The organism is Dactylosporangium salmoneum (genome assembly GCF_039532525.1).
GTDB lineage: Bacteria > Actinomycetota > Actinomycetes > Mycobacteriales > Micromonosporaceae > Dactylosporangium > Dactylosporangium salmoneum.
The window spans coordinates 24,905-44,742 of sequence record NZ_BAAARV010000138.1; the positions used below are offsets into that span (position 1 = coordinate 24,905).

Annotated in this window: 16 protein-coding genes and 1 pseudogene; 13 read left to right on the top strand and 4 right to left on the bottom strand. The window is 73.7% G+C overall.

The genetic code is table 11. From position 1 onward, the window contains the following. The first annotated feature begins 37 nt into the window (after positions 1–37). From ABD352_RS54605 to ABD352_RS57990, 9 genes and pseudogenes are all read left to right on the top strand, one after another. Positions 38–1,258 (top strand): LLM class flavin-dependent oxidoreductase, encoded by a 1,221-nt coding sequence (locus tag ABD352_RS54605; RefSeq protein WP_344620608.1) that lies wholly within the window; start codon positions 38–40, stop codon positions 1,256–1,258. Further along, positions 1,255–2,445 carry an acyl-CoA dehydrogenase family protein gene (locus ABD352_RS54610; protein ID WP_344620609.1) on the top strand — a complete coding sequence of 397 codons (1,191 nt, stop codon included), beginning with the start codon at positions 1,255–1,257 and terminating at the stop codon, positions 2,443–2,445. The genes ABD352_RS54605 and ABD352_RS54610 overlap by 4 nt, the downstream gene beginning before the upstream one ends. 26 nt (positions 2,446–2,471) lie before the next feature. Continuing rightward, complete coding sequence (locus ABD352_RS54615) at positions 2,472–4,112, top strand: ABC transporter substrate-binding protein (protein ID WP_344620610.1); 1,641 nt, start codon at positions 2,472–2,474, stop codon at positions 4,110–4,112. Next, positions 4,112–5,098, top strand: coding sequence for an ABC transporter permease (locus ABD352_RS54620; RefSeq protein ID WP_344620611.1), 987 nt, complete (start codon positions 4,112–4,114; stop codon positions 5,096–5,098). Before ABD352_RS54615 ends, ABD352_RS54620 begins: the two co-directional genes overlap by 1 nt. After that, entirely contained in the window at positions 5,095–5,901 is an 807-nt protein-coding gene (locus ABD352_RS54625) for an ABC transporter permease (protein WP_344620612.1), read from the top strand. The genes ABD352_RS54620 and ABD352_RS54625 overlap by 4 nt, the downstream gene beginning before the upstream one ends. Continuing rightward, positions 5,898–7,550, top strand: a complete 1,653-nt coding sequence (locus tag ABD352_RS54630) for a dipeptide ABC transporter ATP-binding protein (protein ID WP_344620613.1) — start codon at positions 5,898–5,900, stop codon at positions 7,548–7,550. The genes ABD352_RS54625 and ABD352_RS54630 overlap by 4 nt, the downstream gene beginning before the upstream one ends. After that, complete coding sequence (locus ABD352_RS54635; protein ID WP_344620614.1) at positions 7,543–9,315, top strand: ABC transporter ATP-binding protein; 1,773 nt, start codon at positions 7,543–7,545, stop codon at positions 9,313–9,315. Before ABD352_RS54630 ends, ABD352_RS54635 begins: the two co-directional genes overlap by 8 nt. Further along, positions 9,305–11,065 (top strand): ABC transporter ATP-binding protein, encoded by a 1,761-nt coding sequence (locus tag ABD352_RS54640; RefSeq protein ID WP_344620615.1) that lies wholly within the window; start codon positions 9,305–9,307, stop codon positions 11,063–11,065. Before ABD352_RS54635 ends, ABD352_RS54640 begins: the two co-directional genes overlap by 11 nt. Next, positions 11,062–11,427 (top strand): annotated as a pseudogene (locus tag ABD352_RS57990) (LLM class flavin-dependent oxidoreductase); the annotation flags it as partial. The gene ABD352_RS54640 and the pseudogene ABD352_RS57990, both read left to right, overlap by 4 nt. Positions 11,428–11,697: 270 nt before the next feature. Here ABD352_RS57990 and ABD352_RS54645 read toward each other — a convergent pair. From ABD352_RS54645 to ABD352_RS54655, 3 genes are all read right to left on the bottom strand, one after another. Continuing rightward, complete coding sequence (locus ABD352_RS54645) at positions 11,698–12,183, bottom strand: flavin reductase family protein (protein WP_344620616.1); 486 nt, start codon at positions 12,181–12,183, stop codon at positions 11,698–11,700. After that, positions 12,180–13,040 (bottom strand): glutathione S-transferase C-terminal domain-containing protein, encoded by an 861-nt coding sequence (locus ABD352_RS54650; protein ID WP_344620617.1) that lies wholly within the window; start codon positions 13,038–13,040, stop codon positions 12,180–12,182. Before ABD352_RS54650 ends, ABD352_RS54645 begins: the two co-directional genes overlap by 4 nt. Positions 13,041–13,128: 88 nt before the next feature. Beyond that, positions 13,129–14,274 (bottom strand): LLM class flavin-dependent oxidoreductase, encoded by a 1,146-nt coding sequence (locus ABD352_RS54655; protein WP_344620618.1) that lies wholly within the window; start codon positions 14,272–14,274, stop codon positions 13,129–13,131. Positions 14,275–14,368: 94 nt separating this feature from the next. Here ABD352_RS54655 and ABD352_RS54660 point away from each other — a divergent pair, with 94 nt between their 5' ends. From ABD352_RS54660 to ABD352_RS54670, 3 genes are read left to right on the top strand one after another with little or no spacing between them, the layout of a single operon-like run. Further along, entirely contained in the window at positions 14,369–15,334 is a 966-nt protein-coding gene (locus ABD352_RS54660; protein WP_344620619.1) for an aliphatic sulfonate ABC transporter substrate-binding protein, read from the top strand. Beyond that, positions 15,331–16,152, top strand: a complete 822-nt coding sequence (locus tag ABD352_RS54665) for an ABC transporter permease (RefSeq protein WP_344620620.1) — start codon at positions 15,331–15,333, stop codon at positions 16,150–16,152. Before ABD352_RS54660 ends, ABD352_RS54665 begins: the two co-directional genes overlap by 4 nt. After that, a complete protein-coding gene (locus ABD352_RS54670) occupies positions 16,125–16,832 on the top strand; it encodes an ABC transporter ATP-binding protein (protein WP_344620621.1) in 708 nt (235 codons plus the stop codon). The genes ABD352_RS54665 and ABD352_RS54670 overlap by 28 nt, the downstream gene beginning before the upstream one ends. A 107-nt stretch (positions 16,833–16,939) precedes the next feature. On the opposite strand, the gene ABD352_RS54675 is transcribed toward ABD352_RS54670, so the two are convergent. Next, positions 16,940–18,148, bottom strand: a complete 1,209-nt coding sequence (locus ABD352_RS54675; RefSeq protein WP_344620622.1) for a hypothetical protein — start codon at positions 18,146–18,148, stop codon at positions 16,940–16,942. Positions 18,149–18,402: 254 nt separating this feature from the next. On the opposite strand from ABD352_RS54675, the gene ABD352_RS54680 reads away from it, so the two are divergent. After that, positions 18,403–19,800 (top strand): serine/threonine-protein kinase, encoded by a 1,398-nt coding sequence (locus ABD352_RS54680; protein WP_344620623.1) that lies wholly within the window; start codon positions 18,403–18,405, stop codon positions 19,798–19,800. Positions 19,801–19,838: the final 38 nt, after the last annotated feature.

Genomic DNA, 19,838 nt, shown 5'->3' on the forward strand with positions numbered 1-19,838 from the left:
TTGGACACCCAGGGTATTCCCTATCAAGCTGATAGGTATGATAGGAGATGTCGCGCAGGGCGCCACCACCATCCCGCCGACCGCCTCGCCCGAGGTGGAGTTCATCAGTCTGTCGCACCTCAACCCGTCGACGGAACTGGAGCCGGTGGCGAGCCGCGGGATCGACCTGCCGTACTTCCGGCGGTACGTGCGCGCGCTGGAGGACGCGGGCTACGACTACACGCTGCTGCCGTACGGGTCGGGCAGCGCGGACTCGTTCGTCGTGGCCAGCGCGGTCGGCCAGCTCACCGAGCGGATCCGGCCGATCGTCGCGCTGCGGCCCAACACCACCTTCCCGACGGTCGGCGCGCAGAAGCTCGCCACCCTCGACCAGCTCACCGAGGGCCGCGCGGTGGTCCACCTCATCTCCGGCGGCAGCGACGCCGAGCAGGCCCGGCAGGGCGACTACCTGCCCAAGGAGCGCCGCTACGCGCGCACCTCGGAGTACATCGACATCGTGCGCCGAGCGTGGACCGAGCCCGCCCCGTTCGATCACGACGGCGAGTTCTACAAGTTCGACGGGTTCGGCCCCGGGTTCGCGCCCTACTACAGCCCGATCCCGATCTCGATCGGCGGCCAGTCCGACGAGGCGTTCGCCGTCGGCGGCGCCAAGGCCGACATCTTCAGCTTCTGGGGCGAGCCGCTGGCCGACCTGCGGACCGAGATCGACCGCGTGCACGAGATCGCCCGCGCCGCCGGCCGCACGACGCTTCCGCGGATCTGGGTCACGTTCCGCCCGATCATCGACCGGACCGACGAGCTGGCCTGGCAGAAGGCCCACCGCTACGTCACCCGCATCGGCGAGAACTTCCAGCGCCACGGCCTGGGTGGCCAGCGCTACCGCCAGGACACCCCGCAGAACGTCGGCTCGCAGCGCGCCCTGGCCTTCGCGGAGCGCTCGGAGCTCTACGACCGTGCGCTGTGGACCCGCACCGCCGCCGTCACCAACGCCGCCGGCGCCTCTACCGCCCTGGTCGGCTCGCCGGAGACGGTCGCCGCGGCGATCCTCGACTACGTCGACCAGGGCGCGTCGCTGGTGTCGATCCGCGGCTACGACACGCTCGCCGACGCCGTCGACTACGGCCGGTACATCCTGCCGCTGGTCCGCCAGGAGCTCGCCCACCGCCGCGCGACCGGCCGGCGGGGCACCCTGCAGGCCGAACACCCCGGCAACTACGGCGCCGACTATGCGCAGTACGCCACGGCGGTCCGGCCGTGACCGGCGTCGAGGCGCCCGCCCACACGTTCGCCGCACCGGACCTGTCCGACGCTGCCCTCGCGGCCGTGACCGCCGAGATCGCGGGGACCGCCGCGGAGTACGACCGCACCGCCGAGCTGCCCTGGGCGGGCCTGCGCGCCGCGCACCGCGCCGGGCTGCTCACCGCCGCCGTCGGCCGTCAGTACGGCGGGCCCGGTGCCGGGCCGCGTGACGTCGCCCGCATGCTCACCGCCATCGGCGAGGGCGATGCCTCGGTCGGCCTGCTCGCCGCGAACCTGCTGCTGACCCACGCCGGCCAGGCCGCACACCCGAGCTGGCCGGCGGCCGCCTACGACGACCTGCTGCGCCGCTCGCAGGACGGCCCGGCCCTGGCCAACGCCGTGCGCGCCGAACCGGAGCTGGGCGCGCCGGCCCGCGGCGGGCTGCCGAAGACCACCGCGACCCGCACCGCCGGAGGCTGGCGGCTCAACGGGCGCAAGGCCTACGCCACCGGCGGCGCCGGCCTGGCCTACCACGTCGTGTGGGCCGTCGCCGACGAGCCGGGCGGCGACCCGCAGCGGCCCCGCGTCGGCCACGTCGTCGTTCCCGGCGACCGTCCCGGCATCGCCTGGATCGACACCTGGGACCACCTCGGGCTGCGCGCGTCGAACACCCACGACGTCATCTACAGCGACGTCGAGGTCCCGGCCGACGCGTTCGTGGAGATCCCGCGCGGGCCCGACGGCGTCTACCGCGACCCCGCCGCGGCGGCCGGCCCCGGCAGTCTCGGGCACGTCTCCCTGTACGTCGGCGTCGCCCGCGCGGCCCGGTCGGCCTTTGCCGCGTTCGCGCGCGAGCGGGTGCCCGCCGCGCTGGGCCGGCCGATCGCCCAGACCGAGCGCATCCAGACCGTGGCCGGCGAGATCGACCTGCAGATCGTGCAGGCCGAGACGCTGCTGCACGGCGCGCTGCTGCGCCTCGAGGCCGGCGACCAGTCGATCCTGCCCGAGCTGTCCGCCGTCAAGGTGGCGATCGCGCGTTCGGTGATCGCCGCCACCCAGGCGGCGGTGGCGGCGCTGGGCAACCCCGGCCTGTCGCGGCACCACCCGCTGGAGCGGCACCTGCGCGACGCGCTGTGCATCCGGGTCCATCCGCCGCAGGAGGACGCCGTGCTGCTCGCGGGCGGCCGCCGGGTCCTCGGCACCTGAAGCCCCTCGAACCGAAAAGGACTTCCATGGACAAGTTTCGACTGTTGGCCGCCGGTGCCGCGCTGCTCGCGCTGGCGGGCTGCGGCGGCGGGACCGCGCCGGCCGGAGCCGGCGACGCGGGGCCGCCCAAGAGCGGCGGGACGCTGAAGGTCTCGTTCTTCCCCGACAACCCGAGCCTGGCCTGCATCGACCCGTTCCAGGTGTACTGGATCGAGAGCCGCTCGATCATCCGCAACTTCGCGGACTCGCTGACCGACCAGGACCCACAGACCGGCGAGATCGTGCCATGGCTGGCGAGCAGCTGGCAGATCAGCCCGGACGGGCTCACCTACACCTTCAAGCTGCGCGACGGGGTCACGTTCAGCAACGGCAAGAAGGTCGACGCCCAGGCCGTCGCCGACGACGCCGCGGGCTGGATCGCCACGGTCAAGGCGACCAACGGCGCCGCCTACGGCGCCTCCTACGTGCAGGGCCTCACCGGCGCGACGGTCGTCGACCCGAGCACTGTCGCGTTCCACCTCAGCCGGCCGAACTCGTCGTTCCTGCAGGCGACCTCCACGACGAACCTGGCCATCACCGACCCGGCCGAGTACCAGCTGAGCCCGGCCGAGCGCTGCACCGGCAAGGGCGTCGTCGGATCCGGGCAGTTCGTGCTCGACCACTACACCGCCAAGGTGGAGACGGTGCTCACCAAGCGCCCCGGCTACCAATGGGGATCGGCGCTGCCGAAGAACCAGGGTGAGGCGTACCTCGACAAGGTCGTGTTCAACTACATCGCCGAGGACAGCGTCCGCACCGGCAACCTCGTCAGCGGCGCCACGGACATCGCCTGGCCTCGCAACCCCTTCACACCGCAGGACGAGCAGCTCATCACCCGCTCCGGGGCCAAGGTCGAGCAGCGGGCGCTGCCGGGCGTGTCCTACACCCTGTTCGCCAACACCGCCGACGGGCACGTCCTCGGCGACCCGCAGGTGCGGCAGGCGCTGAACAAGGCCATTGACCGAAAGACCTACGCGAGCACCGTGTTCGGCGCGAACTACCCGGTCGTCCAGGGCGCCTTCGACGCCACCACCCCCTTCTTCGGGCCGCAGACCGACAAGCTCGCCTACGACCCCGACGGCGCCCAGCGCATTCTCGAGGCGGCGGGCTGGAGCGTGGGCAAGGACGGCTTCCGGTACAAGAACGGCGCCCAGCTGACCATCGACTACCCGACCACCCAGTTCAGCGCCGGCTCGGAGCTGCTGCAGGCACAGCTGAAGAAGGTCGGCATCAACCTGAGCCTGCGCACCCTCACCACCGCGCAGCAGACCACGTACCTCACCAACGGCGAGTACGACCTGACCGGCACGTACTTCACCCGCGCCGACCCGGGCGCCCTGCAGTTCATCCTCAACCCCGACGTCGCCAACTCCAAGGCGCTGGCCCGCCGCTCCGCCTCCCCGGACGGCATCTCCAAGATCCAGGACCTGTTCGGCAAGGCGCTGCAGACCACCGACGCCACCCAGACCAAACAGGCCTACGCCGACCTGCAGGACTACCTCATCGACGCCGGCGTCACCTTCCCGCTGTTCGAGCGGGTCCAGAAGGCCGGCGTCAGCAGCCACGTGCACGGCTTCGCCTTCACCTCCGAGAGCTTCCTGCGCCTCAACGACGTCTGGAAGGACTGATGGCCAGGTACATCGCGGGCCGGGTGGGGCAGGCCGTCGGGGTGCTGTGGGCGGCGTTCACGCTGACCTTCGCGATCCTCTACCTGCTGCCGAGCGACCCGATGCAGCTGCAGCTGGCCGCCGCCGGCATCCAGCAGGACAGCCTGCCCCCCGAGCAGTACGCCGGGATGCGGCACCGGTTCGGCCTCGACGAGCCGATCTGGGCCCAGTACTGGCACCATGTGGCCGGGCTCCTGCGCGGCGACCTCGGCATCTCGCTGACCCAGGGGGTGCCGGTCACCCAGCTGATCGGCGCCCGGATCGGCCAGACGCTGCTGCTGAGCGCCTGCGCCGCCGTGGTGTCGCTGGTGGCCGGCTCGGCCCTGGCCTACCTCGCCACGTTCGTGCGTTTCCATCCGGTACGGCTGGTGCTCACCCGGCTGCCCGCGCTGGGCGCCTCGTTCCCGCAGTTCTTCGTCGCGCTCTTCCTGATCCAGTTCTTCTCGTTCCAGCTCGGCTGGTTCCCGGCCACCGGGACGCAGGGCGCGGCGTCGCTGGTGATGCCGGTGGCGACGATCTCGGTGCTCACCTCCTCCGTGCTGGCACAGGTGCTCATCAAGACGTTCGACGAGGCCCTGGGCCAGCCCTACATCGCCACCGCGCGGGCCAAGGGCCTGTCCCGATCGGCGGTGCACCTGCGGCACGCCTTCCGCAACGCGGCGTTGCCGGCGATGACGATCCTCGGCGTCATCGTCGGCCTCACCGTGACCAGCTCGATCGTCGTGGAGACGGTGTTCACCCGCGAGGGGATGGGCAACCTCGCCCAGCAGTCGGTGCTGTCGCAGGACGTGCCCGTCGTGCTCGGCGTGGTCACGGTCGCCGCGAGCATCTTCGTGCTGGTCAACCTCCTCGTCGACCTGCTCTACCCGCTGCTGGACCCGAGGATCTCCTACACCGGCGGCCGGGCACGCCCACCGGCGGCCGTCGCGGACGGAGGTGCGCTGTGATCGGGCGGCTGGCGCGCAAGCCGGTGTTCCTCGTCGCGCTGGGCTACCTGCTCTTCGTGGTGGTCTCGGCGTTCTGGCCGCGGCTGTTCACCGCGGCCGGCCCGTACGACACCCACCCCGAGGCGGCGATCCTGCCGCCCGGACCCGGCCATCTGTTCGGCACCGACAGCTACGGCCGGGACCTGTGGACGCGGGTGCTGTACGGCTCGCCGCTGACCATCCAGGCCACCCTCATCGCGCTCGGCATCGCGCTGGTGGCCGGCCTGACCTTGGGCGTCGTGTCCGGGTTCTTCGGCGGCGTCACCGACGCGCTGCTCATGCGGGTCATCGACGTGCTGCTCGCCATTCCGGGTCTGCTGCTGGCGTTGTCGATCGTCACGGCGCTGGGCTACGGCACCATCCCGGTCGCCGTGGCCGTCGGCGTCGGCATCGTGCCCGGCTTCGCCCGCACCACCCGGGCCGAGGTGCTGCGGGTCAAGACCCTGCCGTACGTCGAGGCCGCCCGCGCGGCCGGCGCCTCCTGGTCGCGGGTGCTGCTGCGGCACATCCTGCCCAACTCGTGGGGCCCGGTCGCGGTGCTCGCCGTGCTCGACGGTGGCGTGGCGATCATCGCCATCGCGTCGCTGAGCTTCCTCGGCTTCGGCGCGGCCCCGCCGGCCGCCGAGTGGGGCACCCTCATTGCCGACGGCCGCAACTACCTCGTGACGGCGTGGTGGCTGAGCCTGCTGCCCGGCCTGTTCGTCGCGCTGCTCGTGCTCAGCCTGAACCACATTTCCAAGACCCTGCAGGAGATCACGCGATGACGGGTCAGCCCCTCGTGCAGATCGCCGGACTCGACATCGGCTACGCACGGCACCGCACGCTCATTCCGGCCGTGGCCGGGCTCGACCTGACCGTCAACGCGGGCGAGGTCGTCGCGATCGTCGGCGAGTCCGGCTCCGGCAAGACCACCACCGCCAACGCGCTCATCGGCCTGCTGCCGCCCAACGGGCGGATCACCGCCGGGTCCGCGCTCGTCGACGGCGTGCAGATCGCCGGGGCGAAGGAGCGCACCCTGCGCAGGCTGCGCGGCGGCGTCGTCGGGCTGATCCCGCAGGACCCGATGGTCGGGCTCAACCCCACCAAGCGGGTCGGCGTCCAGGTCGGCGAGGCCGTCACGCGGCGGGGGATCGGCGGACCTGCGGCGCGCGAGGAGGTTGTGCGCTACCTGGACCAGGCCGGGGTGCCCGACCCCGAGTCGCGCATCCGGCAGTACCCGCACGAGCTGTCCGGCGGCCTGCGCCAGCGGGTGCTGATCGCGATCGCGCTTGCGGGCCGGCCGAAGCTCATCATCGCCGACGAGCCCACCAGCGCCCTCGACGTCACCGTCCAGCAGAAGATCCTCGACCACCTCGGCGGGCTGGTCCGCGAGCACGGCATCTCGCTGCTCGTCATCACCCATGACCTCGCCGTCGCCGCCGACCGCGCCGACCGGGTGCTGGTCATGCAGGGCGGCCGGAAGGTCGAGGAGGGCGCGCCGGGCGCGATCCTCACCGAGCCCCGTCAGGAGTACACCCGCAGGCTCATCGCCGCCGCGCCGCGCCTGGCCCACGCCGGCCAGGTCGTGCCCCGCTTCGACGTGCGCGACCGGGAGATGCCCGAGCCGATCCTCACCCTCACCGACGTGAGCAAGACCTTCGCCGTCACCGACCCTCGGCGCGGCCGGCGCGGCTTCAACGCGCTGGAACGGGTCAGCGTCGCCGTGCCGCGCGGGCAGACCCACGCCCTGGTCGGCGAGTCGGGGTGCGGCAAGACCACCACCCTGCGCATCGCGCTCGGCCTCGAGGCGCCCACCAGCGGCTCCATCGTGCTCGACGGGACCGAGATCGCCGGGCTGGGCTGGAACGAGCTACGGCCGTTGCGCCGCACCGCCCAGCTCGTGCACCAGGATCCGTTCGCCGCCCTCGACCCCCGGTTCACCGTCCGGCAGTCGATCACCGAGCCGCTGGCCGCGTTCAAGGTCGGCGACCGTCGCGCCCGCGAGGCGCGCGCCCGGGAGCTGCTCGACCAGGTCGCCCTGCCGGCCGCCTACCTCGACCGGCGCCCGGCCGAGCTGTCCGGCGGCCAGCGGCAGCGGGTGGCGATCGCCCGCGCCCTTGCCCTGCACCCGCGGCTGCTCATGCTCGACGAGCCGGTCTCCGCGCTCGACGTGCTGGTACAGGAGCAGATCCTGCAGCTGCTGGCCGACCTGCAGCAACGGCTGGGGCTGTCGTACCTGTTCGTCTCCCACGACCTGGCCGTCGTCGCCGAGATCGCCCACACCGTCTCGGTGCTGCACGGCGGCCGGGTCGTCGAGCAGGGACCGGTCGCCGAGGTCTTCACCAACCCGAGCAGCCCGCACACCCGTGAGCTGCTCGACGCCGTCCCCGGCCGCGCCGCGGCCCGCCGTCCCGCCGCCGGCGTGCATGCCTGAGCGGCCCTCGGCGCTCGCGGCCCAGTTCGCCGGGGCTCGCGCCCATCCCAGCCCGGCGGCCCTGGCCACCGTCACCGGCCTGCTCAACGGGGCCACGATGGTGCTCGGCGCGGTCGCGATCGGCTGGGCGACGGACCACCTCGTGGTGCCCTCCCTGACCGGCCGGCCCACCTCGGCGGCCGTCTGGTGGACCAGTGCGCTGCTCATCATGGGCGTCTCCGCGGTCCGGTGGGGCACCATCTTCGTGCGCGGCCTCGCCACCGGGCGCGTGCAGTACCGGGCGCAGGCCGAGACCCGCCGGGCCGTAGCGCACCGCTACCTCGAGCTCGGGCCGGCCTGGCATCGCCGACATCCTCCCGGCCGGCTGCTCGCGCACGCCGTGTCCGACGTGGACGCGCTGTGGTCGCCGATGCAGTTCGCGTACTTCGCCGCCGGCATGGTGTTCATGCTGCTGCTCGCGCTGGCCGAGCTGTTCCTGCGCGATCCCGCGCTCGGCCTGGCCGGGCTGGGGCTGGTCGGGCTCGTCCTCGCCCTCAACGCCGTATACCAGCGGCTGCTCGCGCCGCGCGCCCACGAGGCGCAGGCCGCCCGCGGCGCTGTCGCCGGCGTCGCCCACGAGTCGGTCGAGGGCGGCCCGGTGGTGCGCAGCCTCGGCCTCACCGCGGCCGAGGACGCCCGCTTCGCGCCGGCCGTCGAGCGGCTGCGCGCCGCCAACCTGCGCATCGCGGCCGTCAGCGCGGTCTTCGATCCGCTGCTGGAGCTGCTGCCGACCGTGGCCGTGCTCGCCGTCCTGGCCGTCGGGGCGCCGCGGACCCGCCCTGGTGGCCTCACCGTCGGCGACCTCGTCGGGGTGGTGTACCTGCTGATCACCATCTCCATCCCGCTCAACGTCATCAGCCGCTTCCTGTCCATGCTGCCGATGTCCGCTGCCGGCCTGGCCCGCGTGCAGGCCGTGCTGCGGCATCCGGGCCCGGCACGGCCCGGCCGGCGGCGGCTGGCCGCCGGGCGCCCGCTGCGGGTCGAGCTGCGCGGCGCCGGCGTCACCCGGGACGGCCACCGCCTGCTCGACGGCGCGGACCTGGTCCTGGAGCCGGGCACGGTCACCGCGGTCGTCGGCCCCGTCGGCGCCGGCAAGACCACCCTGCTCGACCTCGCCGCCGGGCAGGACCACCCGGCCGACGGCGCCGTGCTCTTCGACGGCGTCGACGCGCGCGAGCTCGCCGTGGACGCCGTGGCGCGGGACGTCGCCGTCGTCGCCCAGACCTCGTTCCTGTTCGCCGACTCCGTCCGTGCCAACCTGGTCCTCTCCGGGCATCCCCGCCGGCCCGGCCCCTACACCGAGACTGAGCTCTGGCACGCCCTGCGCGTGGCCGCCGCCGACGAGGTCGTGCGGGGCCTGCCCGACGGGCTCGACACCGTCGTGGGCGAGCGCGGCGCGACCCTTTCCGGCGGCCAGCGCCAGCGCATCTGCCTCGCCCGTGCCGTGCTGCGCGGTCCGCGGCTGCTCGTGCTCGACGACGCCCTGTCGGCGCTCGACCCGCGCGTGGAGCGGCAGATCCTGGCCGGGCTCGCCGAGCTGACCGCCTCCGGGGACGGCCCGACCGTGCTGCTGGCCACGAGCCGTCCGGCCGCCGTCGCGCTCGCCGACCGGGTCGTGCTGCTGGACGCCGGCCGGATCGTGGCCGTCGGGGGCCACGCCGAACTGCTGGAGCTGGAGGAGTACCGCCGCATCGTGACCGCCTACGAGCACTCCAGTGTCCACTGAGCCCATCCCCGGCATCCGGCCGCGGGACCTGCTCCCCACGGCCTTACGCGTCTCGCCGCAGCTGCGCCGGGGCCTGCTGCTCACCGGCGGGCTCGCGCTGCTCGGCGGCGCCGGCCGGGTCATCGCGCCGCTGACCGTCCAACACGCGATCGACGCGGGGCTCACGCCGGGCGCCGTCGGGCCGGCTGTCGCCGTCGGCAGCGCGGCCGTCCTGGTGGCCTGGGTCGCCTCCATGCTGCTCAACCGCCGGCTGCACGCCCGGGTCGAGGAGGCGCTCGCCGCGCTGCGCCGGGCCGGGCTGCGCCGCTTCCACGAGATGGCGGCCGGCGCCGCCGACCGGGTGCCCACCGCCGACGCGACGGCCCGGCTCACCGCCGACGCCGACCAGGTGACCACCTTCCTGCAGGGCGGCGGCATCCAGTTCCTCACCGGCGCCGCGCAGTTGCTCGTCGCCACCGCCGTCATGCTCGCCTACAGCCCGCTGCTGGCCACGCCGGTGCTCGTGCTGGCCGCGCTCTCGTTCGGGGTGATGCTCGTCCTGCAGCGGGTGATCGCCCGCCGCTACGACCGGGCCCGCCGCGACCTGTCCGCCATGCAGGCGGCCGTGACCGAGGCCGTCCTCGGCGCGCCCGTCATCCGTGCCACCGGCACCGGCGCGTGGGCCCGGGCCAAGCTCGACGCGGCCGTCGACCGGGCCCGCGACGGTCTCGTGCGCACGCTCGCGCCGCTGCACGCCAACACCTCGCTCGGCGAGCTGGCGATCTCCACGATGACCGTGGCGGTGCTGCTCGGCGGCGTCTGGTGGGCCCTGACCGGCGACCCGGGCCGCCCGCGCCTCACCGCCGGCCAGGTCGTCGCGATGGTGTTCCTGGTCGGCTTCTTCGTCCGCCCGCTGCAGTTCCTCGTGCAGAGCCTCGGCGAGGCGCAGAACGCGCTCACCGGCTTGCGGCGCGCGCTGGAGCTGGCCACGGCGCCCAGCACCGACGCCGAGGGCCGCGACGCGCTCCCGGGCGGCCCCGTCGGCGTCGATGTCGAGCACGTATCCGCGCGCTACGGCGACGGCCCGCTCGTCCTGCGCGACGTGACGGTTCGCATCGAGCCGGGTGAGCACGTCGCCGTCGTCGGCCGTACGGGATCGGGCAAGTCCACGTTCGCCAAGCTGCTCACCCGCCGCCTCGATCCGGCCGTCGGAGCCATCCGGCTCGGCGGGGTGCCGCTGCAGCGGCTGTCCGCCGCGTCGCTGGCGGGCCGGGTGGTCATCGTCCCGCAGGACCCGTTCCTGTTCGACGGCACGATCGGGCAGAACATCAGGCTCGGATCGCCCGCCGCCACCGACCACGACGCGGTACGCATCCTGCACGAGCTCGGGCTGGCCGGCTGGCTCGCGACGCTGCCCGGCGGGCTGCTCACCCCGGCCGGCCTGCGCGGCGAGCGCCTCTCGGTCGGTGAGCGGCAGCTCGTCGCCCTGGCCCGCACCGCGCTGGCCGATCCGGATCTCGTCGTGCTGGACGAGGCGACATCCGGCCTGGACCCGGCCACCGACGTCGCCGTGCAGCACGCCCTGGCCGCGCTGACCCGCGGCCGCACCATCGTCTCCATCGCCCACCGCATGAACACCGCCGTGGCCGCGGACCGGGTGCTCGTCTTCGCCGCCGGCCGCCTGGTCCAGTCCGGCAACCACGCGCAGCTCGTCGCCCGGCCGGGCCCCTACGCCGATCTCGTCGCCGCCTGGACAGGAGCGCATCCGTGAACATCCGCCGGCTCGGATTCAACACCCGTGTCTCCTTCCCCACCGGCGCCGCCGCCCGCGGCCTGCGCGAGGGCATCGAGCTGTTCCGGGCCGCCGAGGGCCTGGGATACCAGTCCGGATGGGCCTACCAGCGCCACTTCGACAACTACCTGTCTTCGCCGATCCCCTTCTTCGCCGCGGCCGGTCAGCACACGAGCCGCATCACTCTCGGCAGCGCCGTCATCCCGGCCCGCTACCAGGAGCCCATCCTGCTCGCCGAGGCCGCCTGCACAACCGACCTGCTCATCGGCGGGCGGCTCCAGCTCGCCTTCTCCAGCGGCACCGACGTCTGGGACGCGGTGTTCGGCGGCGTCGCCACCGACGCGCGCACGGAAGGGCAGCGGCGCCTCGCGCGGTTCCTGGCCGCGGTGGCAGGGGAGCCGATCCACACCGTGACGCAGCAGCGCGGCGTCGGGGGCCCACCGGTCGGGGGGTGCTGTTCCTCCCACCGGCGTTCGGCCTGGCCGACAACGTCCGGCTGCTCAGCGACCTGTCCCTGCTCGTGGCCCCCGCGCTGGGCTGGGCGCCCGACTCCTGATCGTGGCCGCGGAGGCTGCTGCCCGGCTGCCAGAGACCGCCACGGCCCGGCGCGTTCAGGCGGCCAGCTGCAGGCGGCCGAACCCGCTGCGGTGGAAGACCAGCGGGGCCGCGGTGTGATCGGCGTCGAGGTCGTGCACGCGCAGCAGGACGATGCTGTGGTCGCCGGCCGGGTGCTCGTTGTAGACGGTGCAGTCCAGCCAGGCGCACGCGCCGTCCAGCAGGATCTCGCCGTCGTTGCTGGTTCGCCAGGTGGCGCCCGCGAAGCGGTCGACCCCGCGGCGGGACAGCTGGCGGCCCAGGCGCTCCTGCTCGGCGCTCAGCACGCTCACGCCCAGGCGGCGGGCGCGGCGCAGCACCGGCCACGTGGTCGAGGTGCGGGCGATGCAGATCGACACCAGCGGCGGGTCGAGCGACACCGACGTGAACGAGCTTGCGGCCAGGCCGACCGGGACACCGTCGACGAGCGCGGCGACGGCCGTGACCCCGGTCGGGAACGCGCCGAACGCCCGGCGCAGGTCGGCGGGGGACAGGTCGCTCATGAGGACTCCTTGGCCAGCAGTTCGAAGGGGCGGTGGCTCCGTTCCGGCCGGTGCGCGGGCTCCGACCAGTCCAGGCCGGCGGCGCCGGAGTCGCCGTACGTGCTGAAGTCGGTGGTGTCGCGGAAGGCGGGCACGGTGTAGAGGTCACGCGCGTACGCCCACAGGTTCGGATACGCGGTCAGACCGCTGCCGTAGCGCACGAGCGCGACGTACAGTCGGATGTCCGCCTCGGTGATGGTGGGGCCGACGAGGTACCGCCGGGTGGCGAGACGCTCGTCGAGCGCGGTGAACCGGGCCCGGGTCTCGTCCCCGGAGATCCCCGGCGCGAGCCACGCGGTCAGCTCCTCGATCTCGTCGCGCAGCGGCTCGGGGTAGGCCTCCACCAGCGGCTCGGCGACGTCGCGGAACCTCGTGGCGAGGTCGATGCCGATGGTGCGGTAGTCGTTGCTGAGTACGCTGCCGGTGGTCTTGTCCCACAGCGCCGGCACCGAGACGTGCCCGTCGAAGCCGGGCTCGGTCTTCTCGTACGCCTGGCGCAGCAGCGCGAACCCGTTGACCGGGTCGGGGCCGTAGCGCTCCCGGAACGCCCAGCCGCGGCCGTCGCGGGCATTGTCCACATAGGACACACTCACGGCTTCGCCGAGGCCGGCGAGCTCCCGGGCGATGGTGACGCGCTGCGCCCACGGGCAGAACCAGCCCGCGTAGATGTGGTACCGGCCGGCGACACCCCGTTCGACGCGGCCGGTGAATCGGTAGAGGGGGCGTGGGTCGCCGGGCCGGCGGTTGATGCGGTACTCCCCGTACTCGGTCGTGTCGACGGGGCTGGCCAGGCGGCTGGAGCGCGGCAGGGTGGACATGGTGAACCTCCGTCGGCACCGGAGCAATTGCATACTAATCCTACGTACAAGATATGCTTTATGCCAGTGCGGGCGCGCCGCGGCGGAATCAGGGCGCGGTGGCGAACGGCACCGATGGCGGCTCCGCAGGGGCGGCGGCCGGGTGTCGCCACAGGCCGCGCGCGGCGAGCAGCGGCAGGACGCCCTCGCCGAACCAGTACGCCTCCTCGACGTGCGGGTGGCCGGACAGGATGAACTCGGTGACGCCCAGGCGGTGGTACTCCTCGATCCGGTCGGCGACCTCGGCGTGGCTGCCGACGAGCGCCGTGCCCGCGCCGCCGCGCACCAGGCCGACGCCCGCCCACAGGTTCGGGGCGATGTGCAGCGCGTCGCGCTTGCCGCCGTGCAGGGCCAGCATCCGGCGCTGGCCCTCGGACTCGCTGCGGGCCAGCCCGGCCTGCACGCGTTCGATGCTCGCCTGGTCGATGCCGTCGAGCAGGCGGCGCGCCTGGGCCCAGGCCTCGTCGGCGGTGTCGCGGGCGATGACGTGCAGGCGGATGCCGAGGCGCAGGGTCCGGCCCCGGCCGGCGGCGAGCTCGGTGACGCGGGCCAGCTTCTCGGCGACGGCGTCCGGCGGCTCGCCCCACGTGAGGTACGCGTCCACGTGCTCGGCGGCCACGTCGAGCGCCGCCGGCGACGAGCCGCCGAAGTAGATGTCGGGCACCGGGTCGGGCAGGCGCTGCAGCTGGGCGTCCTCGACGTGGAGGTGGCTGCCGCGGTACGTCACCGAATCGCCCCTGAACAACGCGCGCACGATGTGCAGGAACTCGCCGGTGCGCTCGTAGCGGGCGTCCTTGTCGAGATGGTCGCCGTAGGCGCGCTGCTCGTGGCTCTCGCCGCCGGTGACGACGTTGAGCATCAGCCGCCCCTGCGACAGGCGCTGGAACGTCGCCGCCATCTGGGCGGCCAGGGTCGGTGAGATCAGGCCGGGGCGGAACGCCACCAGGAACTTCAGCCGCTCGGTCACCTCCACCAGCATCGCGGTGGACAGCCACGCGTCCTCGCACCACAGCCCGGCGGGGGTGAGCGCGCCGACGAACCCGAGCTGCTCGGCGGTGCGGGCGATCTGGCCGAGGTACGCGACCGTGGCTGGGCGCGCGCCGCCGGCCGACCCGGCGGGCAGTCCGTGGCCGCCGCCGACGATGTCGCGGCTGTCGCCGTAGGTGGGCAGGAACCAGTGGAAGGAGAGCGTCACGGCCGAATCCTAGGTGATCTCCTATTCAAAAGGTAGGGATGGTGGGTATAGTCCGGTGCCGTTGGATTTCCCCTACCGCCATGGGAGTACACCGATGCGTCGACTCACGGCCGTCCTGGCCGGCGCGCTGCTGCTGTTCGGCACGTCGCTGGTCGCCGGCTGCGCCGACAAGTCCGGCCAGCCCGCCGCCGCGCCCGGTGCGGCCGAGGAGCCGCTGCGCGTGGGCTACCAGCGCTTCGGCGGCCTGAGCCTGGTCAAGGCCCGCAAGGCCGAGGCGCCCGGCACGACCTGGTCGCTGTTCGAGAGCGGCCCGGCGCTGACCGAGGGGCTCAAGGCCGGCGCCATCGACATCGGCCAGGTGGGGGAGGCCCCGCCCATCTTCGCCGCCGCCGGGAAGATCGACTTCAGGATCATCGGCACGTCGGCGCCCGTGCCGAAGGGCGAGGCCGTGCTGGTGAAGGCGAGCAAGGGGTACACCTCCTTCAAGGACCTCCGCGGCAAGAAGGTCGCCCTCAACAAGGGCTCCAACGTCAACTGGCTGCTCGTGCGCCTGCTCGAGGCCAACGGCATGACCATCAAGGACATCGACGTGCAGTACCTCAAGCCCGCCGACGCCCGCCCCGCCTTCGACAACGACCAGGTCGACGCGTGGATCATCTGGGATCCGTACTTCGCCCTCGCCGAGACGCCGGGCGTCAAGGTGCTCGTCGACGCCACCGGGCTGGCGAACAACCGCGAGTACCTGCTGGTCTCCCCGCAGGCGCTGAAGACCAAGCCCGGCAAGATCCGCGAGTTCCTCAAGAGCTACCGGCAGGTCACCGACTGGGGCATCGCCAACCCCGACGAGCGCGTGAAGATCCTCGCCCCGGAGCTCGGCATCCCCGAGGACGTCGCGCGCCGCGCCCTGGAGCGAAGCGCCCAGCCGCTCGCCGCGATCACGCCCGAGATCGGCGGCGAGCTGCAGCAGATCTCCGACGGCTTCACCGACCTGCAGCTGATCCCGGTCAAGGTCGACATCAAGGCCCGCGTCGACGAGCAGTTCTCGGACCTGCTGCGATGACGCTCCTCGCCCGTGACACCGCGGCCACCGCCGCCGCGCCCGTCACTGCCCGGCGGGCCCGCGCCCGGCGGTGGCGGCGCGCGGTCACCCCCGTGGTCCTGCTCGCCGCCTGGGAGGGCGGTGCCCGGGCCGGGCTGCTCGACACCGACAAGCTCCCGGCGCCGAGCGCCGTGCTCGAGGCCGGCTGGCGGCTCGCCGCCGACGGGCCCCTCGGCGGCTATCTGCTCGACTCGATCCAGCGGGCGCTGCTCGGGCTGCTCATCGGCGGCCTGTTCGGCCTCACCCTCGGCGCGCTGGCCGGGCTCTCCCGCCTCGGCGACGACCTCGTGGACCCGACCGTGCAGATGGGCCGCATGCTGCCCCACCTCGGCCTCGTGCCGCTGCTCATCATCTGGGTGGGCATCGGGGAGCCCCTGAAGGTCACGCTGGTCGCGCTGGGTGCGTTCTTCCCGGTGTACCTCAACACCTATGCCGGCATCCGGGACATCGACGAGCGCCTGGTCGAGGCGGCGCGTGCCTGCGGCCTGAGCGCCCTGGAACGCGTCCGGCACGTCGTCATCCCCGGCGCGCTGCCCTCGCTGTTCCTCGGCGTGCGGCTCGCCTTCGCCGCCGGCTGGCTCAGCCTCGTCGTCGGCGAGCAGGTCAACGGCGAGGGCGGCCTCGGCTTCATGATGATGGAGGCCCGCGAGTTCAGCCAGACCGACATCGTCGTGCTCGGTCTGGTCACGTACGCGCTGCTCGGCCTGGTCTCCGATCTCGCGCTGCGGTACGCCGAGAGGAGGGCGCTGGCATGGCGCCGGGGCCTGCGGGCGACGTAGCGGTCGCCGCCGGGGTGCGGCGCGTATTCGGCCCGGCCGTGGTCCTCGACGCCGTCGACCTCACCATCGCGCGCGGCGAGGTGGTGGCGCTGCTGGGCGCGAGCGGCTCGGGCAAGAGCACGCTGCTGCGCGTGCTCGCCGGCCTCGACGAGGAGGCGACCGGCACGTACCGCACCGAGGGCGCCACCGCCGTGGTCTTCCAGGAGCACCGGCTGCTGCCGTGGAAGCGGGTCGGGGCCAACGTGGCCCTGGGCGTGCGCGGCGGCGACCTGCCGGCCCGGGTCCGCGAGGCGCTCACCGAGGTCGGCCTCGCCGAGCGGGCCGGCGCCTGGCCGGCCGAACTGTCCGGCGGCCAGGCCCAGCGGGTCGCCTTCGCCCGTGCCCTCGTCCGCCGCCCGGACCTGCTCCTGCTCGACGAGCCGTTCGGCGCCCTGGACGCGCTGACCCGCCTGCGGATGCAGGGCCTCTTCGGCCGGCTGCGCGAGCATCACGGGTTCGCGGCGCTGCTGGTCACCCACGACGTCGACGAGGCGCTGCTGCTCGCCGACCGCGTCCTGATCCTCGACGCCGGCCGGATCACGGAGAACCGCGAGGTGCCCCTGCCGCGCCCGCGCGCCGCCGACGCCCCCGGCTTCGCCGCCGAACGCCGCGCGCTCCTGGGGCTGCTCAACGTCCATTGACGTCCGGCGGCCAGGAGCCCGGGGCGGCCTCCTGCGCGACTTCGCGGTGCCGCCGGCGCACTGCATTCGCAGCCGGCCACCGGACTGAGCCGGCGGACGGCAGCGACTCAGAGAACCTCAGCTGAACCGGTCGCCGCTGAGCCGGTCGCCGCCGGATCGGAGGTTGCCGGATCTGACGGCGCCGGTTCTGACGTTGCCGGATCGGACGGCGCCGGATCCGACGGCGTAGTCGACGGTGGCGGCGATGGGGAGTCCGACGGCGACGGGGTCGCGGAGGCGGCCGGGGACTTGGACGTGGACGGTTTCACGCCGGCCACCGCGGTGTGGTGGCCGGCCGCCGGCGTGGACGCTGAAGGGGTCGGCCGCGGCCTGGACGGGACCGTGGTCGGACGGGGTTGCGTCGGGGCCGTGGCAGGGAGGCAGGACCCCGGGTCGAGGGCCGCGTCCGCGCACGGGTCGTCATTGGACGGCACGGCGGCGACATCGGGCGGATGACCGAACCACGGCCGGGTTTGCCCGAGCGCTGCCACTCCGCCGAGCAGCAGGACGGCGACGGCCGCCATCTGAACGGCCACCCGCACGGTCCACTGGGATCGCGTTCTGCCGTGCCGTCCGCGGGCCGGCGCGCCGGCCCGCGAGGGTGCGTCAGCGGGCACCTCGGCGGCGAGGTTGGCAAGGAGGGCGAGCTCGGCCGCCACCGCGGCGCTGTCGGGCAGCGTGGCCGACTCCGTGTTCGCGCAGCGGTCGGCGAGGGCCAGCAGGGCGGCCGGCGCGCTGCCGAAGTCGGCGGCGAGGCCGGCCGTCAGTATCGCGCCGAGTGCCCGGACGTCGTGAGCGGCGACGTCGAAGTCGTCGGACAGGCTGCCACCGAAGCCGATGACCTTGGCGCCGACGTCGGTCAACAGCACCTTGTCCGGCCCGAGGTGGCCGTGGCCGACCCATTGGCCGTGCGCCGCACAGAGGGCGGCGGCGACCTCGGCCCCGATCCGCGCGGCCTGCCGCCAGGTCATGGCCCGGGCGTCGAGACGCGCGCTCAGCAGCGGGCCTTCGGCGAGCTCCATGACCACGAACGGCACCGCCCCGCGCTCAGGGAGGTCGGTGACGCCCACGTCGTAGATGGCGGTCACGTTGGGGTGGGTCAGGCGGGCGGCCATCCGTCCGGCGGCCAGGAACCCCTCCGGACGCCCGTGGCGGCCCGGTCGTGGCAGCCGGACTGCCACCGGCCGCTCCAGCAGCATGTCGTGTCCGCGCCAGATCTCTGCGGTGGCGCCGATGCCGATGACCCGCTCCAGGCGGTACCGGCCTTCCAGCTCCATGGTGCCGATGCGTCCTCGTCTCGTGGGTCATGCCGCTGAGCCGAGTATGCCGCTGCTCGCGGGGCCTTTGCACGGCATTACGCGAAGTGTTGCATTAGTGCAATATTTAGCGGCTGCATTGATTGTTGATGTGACGGTTCCGTGTCAGTCGTGCTGGATGGGTGGCCGATTCTGGCCCTGGGCGAAGGCCGCTGGGTAGGCTCCTGATCCGGTTCCGGCTCAGGAGAGCGAAGGCCCGGGGAGGGGTTGCGGCGATGCCGACGATTGCCCGGCGGTACCGGCTGGTGAGCCAGGCCGGGTCGGGCGGCATGGCCGAGGTGTGGCAGGCCCTCGACACCCGGTTGGACCGGACGGTGGCGGTCAAGGAACTGCTGCCCGAGCTCGCCGGCTCCGCGCGGGCACGGGAGCGGGCCGTCGCGGAGGCGCGGGCCGCGGCCCGGATCAACCATCCCAACGTCGCCGCGGTGTACGACGCGGGGCATCGCCCGCGGGGTGTGACCCGGCGGGTGCCGTATCTGGTGATGGAGTACGTGGACGGCGAGACGCTCGATCGTCGCCTGAGGGGGCCGTCGTCGATGCCCTGGCGGGAGGCTGCGTGGATCGTCGCGCAGGTCGCCGACGGGCTTGCGGCGGCGCATCTGCACCGGGTTGTCCACCACGACGTCAAGCCGGGCAACATCATGCTCACGGCGTCGCAGGTGAAGATCGTCGACTTCGGGCTCGCCTCGATCCTCAGTGCCGTTCCGGGCGGCCGGACCGGCGGGCTGGTCGGCACCCCCGAGTACATGGCCCCGGAGCAGCTGCGTGGCGAGCCGGTCACGGCGGCCACCGACGTGTACGCGCTCGGGCTGGTGCTGTACCAGATGCTGACCGGTGCGCTGCCGTGGACCGAGGCGAGCCGGCACGCGCTCGTCCGCCAGCGCCGGGCATGCACTGCGGTGCGCCTGCCGCCGATGGCGGAGGTGCCCGCCGAGATCGTCGGCGCGGTCGACGCCTGTCTGGCGGATGATCCGGACGCCCGGCCGTCGGCCCGGCGCCTCGCCGCGGTCATGCGTGCGGCAATGGGCCGCCACGGGGACGGCGTCGAGGCGAGCGCTCCCGCGCCGCCTCCACCGGTGCGGGAGCAGCGGCCGGAGCGCCCCCGCCATCCCTGCACGGTCCCGTGGCGGACCGCGCCATCGCGTCGCCGGCCCCGCCGGGCCCTGTTGGTCGCCGCCGTGGCCCTCGTCGCGGCGGCCGGGTGGGCGCGCCCCATGTGGTCCACGCCGGCGGCAACCGCCAGCGGTCCGCAGCACGACGCCCGTTCCCGGTGCGCCGTCCGGTACGTCGGGCATCGCACGCCGACCACCTTCACCGCCGACGTCTCGATCACCGGAGCGGCCGGCCGGCCGTGGACGTTGCGCTTCACGGCACCTTCCGGGCAGCGGGTGACGCGTGTCCAGGGCGCCGGCTGGACCCAGTCCGGTTCGCTCATCACGGTGACGGGTCAAGGGCCGCTCATCACCGCCGAGCCCGCCCGCGTCGAGCTCGGCGGCGTGCTCGACCGGCCCGACGCCGGATTCCCGACCGCCTTCGAGCTGGACGGCAGCCCGTGTCAGCGGACCGTGTCGATCTACGCCGTCGGCGCCCCCGCGGAGGCGGGCGAGCCATGATCGTCACCACCGATCCGCGGGCCACAGAGGTCTCCCGG

Bases quoted from the DNA above. Each gene is read 5' to 3' on its own strand.
- ABD352_RS54650 (WP_344620617.1), bottom strand. From the start codon at position 13,040: ATGTCCACCCTGCCGCGCTCCAGCCGCCTGGCCAGCCCCGTCGACACG.
- ABD352_RS54615 (WP_344620610.1), top strand. From the start codon at position 2,472: ATGGACAAGTTTCGACTGTTGGCCGCCGGTGCCGCGCTGCTCGCGCTG.
- ABD352_RS54645 (WP_344620616.1), bottom strand. From the start codon at position 12,183: ATGAGCGACCTGTCCCCCGCCGACCTGCGCCGGGCGTTCGGCGCGTTC.
- ABD352_RS54675 (WP_344620622.1), bottom strand. From the start codon at position 18,148: ATGGAGCTGGAAGGCCGGTACCGCCTGGAGCGGGTCATCGGCATCGGC.
- ABD352_RS54635 (WP_344620614.1), top strand. From the start codon at position 7,543: ATGCCTGAGCGGCCCTCGGCGCTCGCGGCCCAGTTCGCCGGGGCTCGC.
- ABD352_RS54630 (WP_344620613.1), top strand. From the start codon at position 5,898: ATGACGGGTCAGCCCCTCGTGCAGATCGCCGGACTCGACATCGGCTAC.
- ABD352_RS54620 (WP_344620611.1), top strand. From the start codon at position 4,112: ATGGCCAGGTACATCGCGGGCCGGGTGGGGCAGGCCGTCGGGGTGCTG.
- ABD352_RS54680 (WP_344620623.1), top strand. From the start codon at position 18,403: ATGCCGACGATTGCCCGGCGGTACCGGCTGGTGAGCCAGGCCGGGTCG.
- ABD352_RS54660 (WP_344620619.1), top strand. From the start codon at position 14,369: ATGCGTCGACTCACGGCCGTCCTGGCCGGCGCGCTGCTGCTGTTCGGC.
- ABD352_RS54665 (WP_344620620.1), top strand. From the start codon at position 15,331: ATGACGCTCCTCGCCCGTGACACCGCGGCCACCGCCGCCGCGCCCGTC.
- ABD352_RS54670 (WP_344620621.1), top strand. From the start codon at position 16,125: ATGGCGCCGGGGCCTGCGGGCGACGTAGCGGTCGCCGCCGGGGTGCGG.
- ABD352_RS54605 (WP_344620608.1), top strand. From the start codon at position 38: ATGATAGGAGATGTCGCGCAGGGCGCCACCACCATCCCGCCGACCGCC.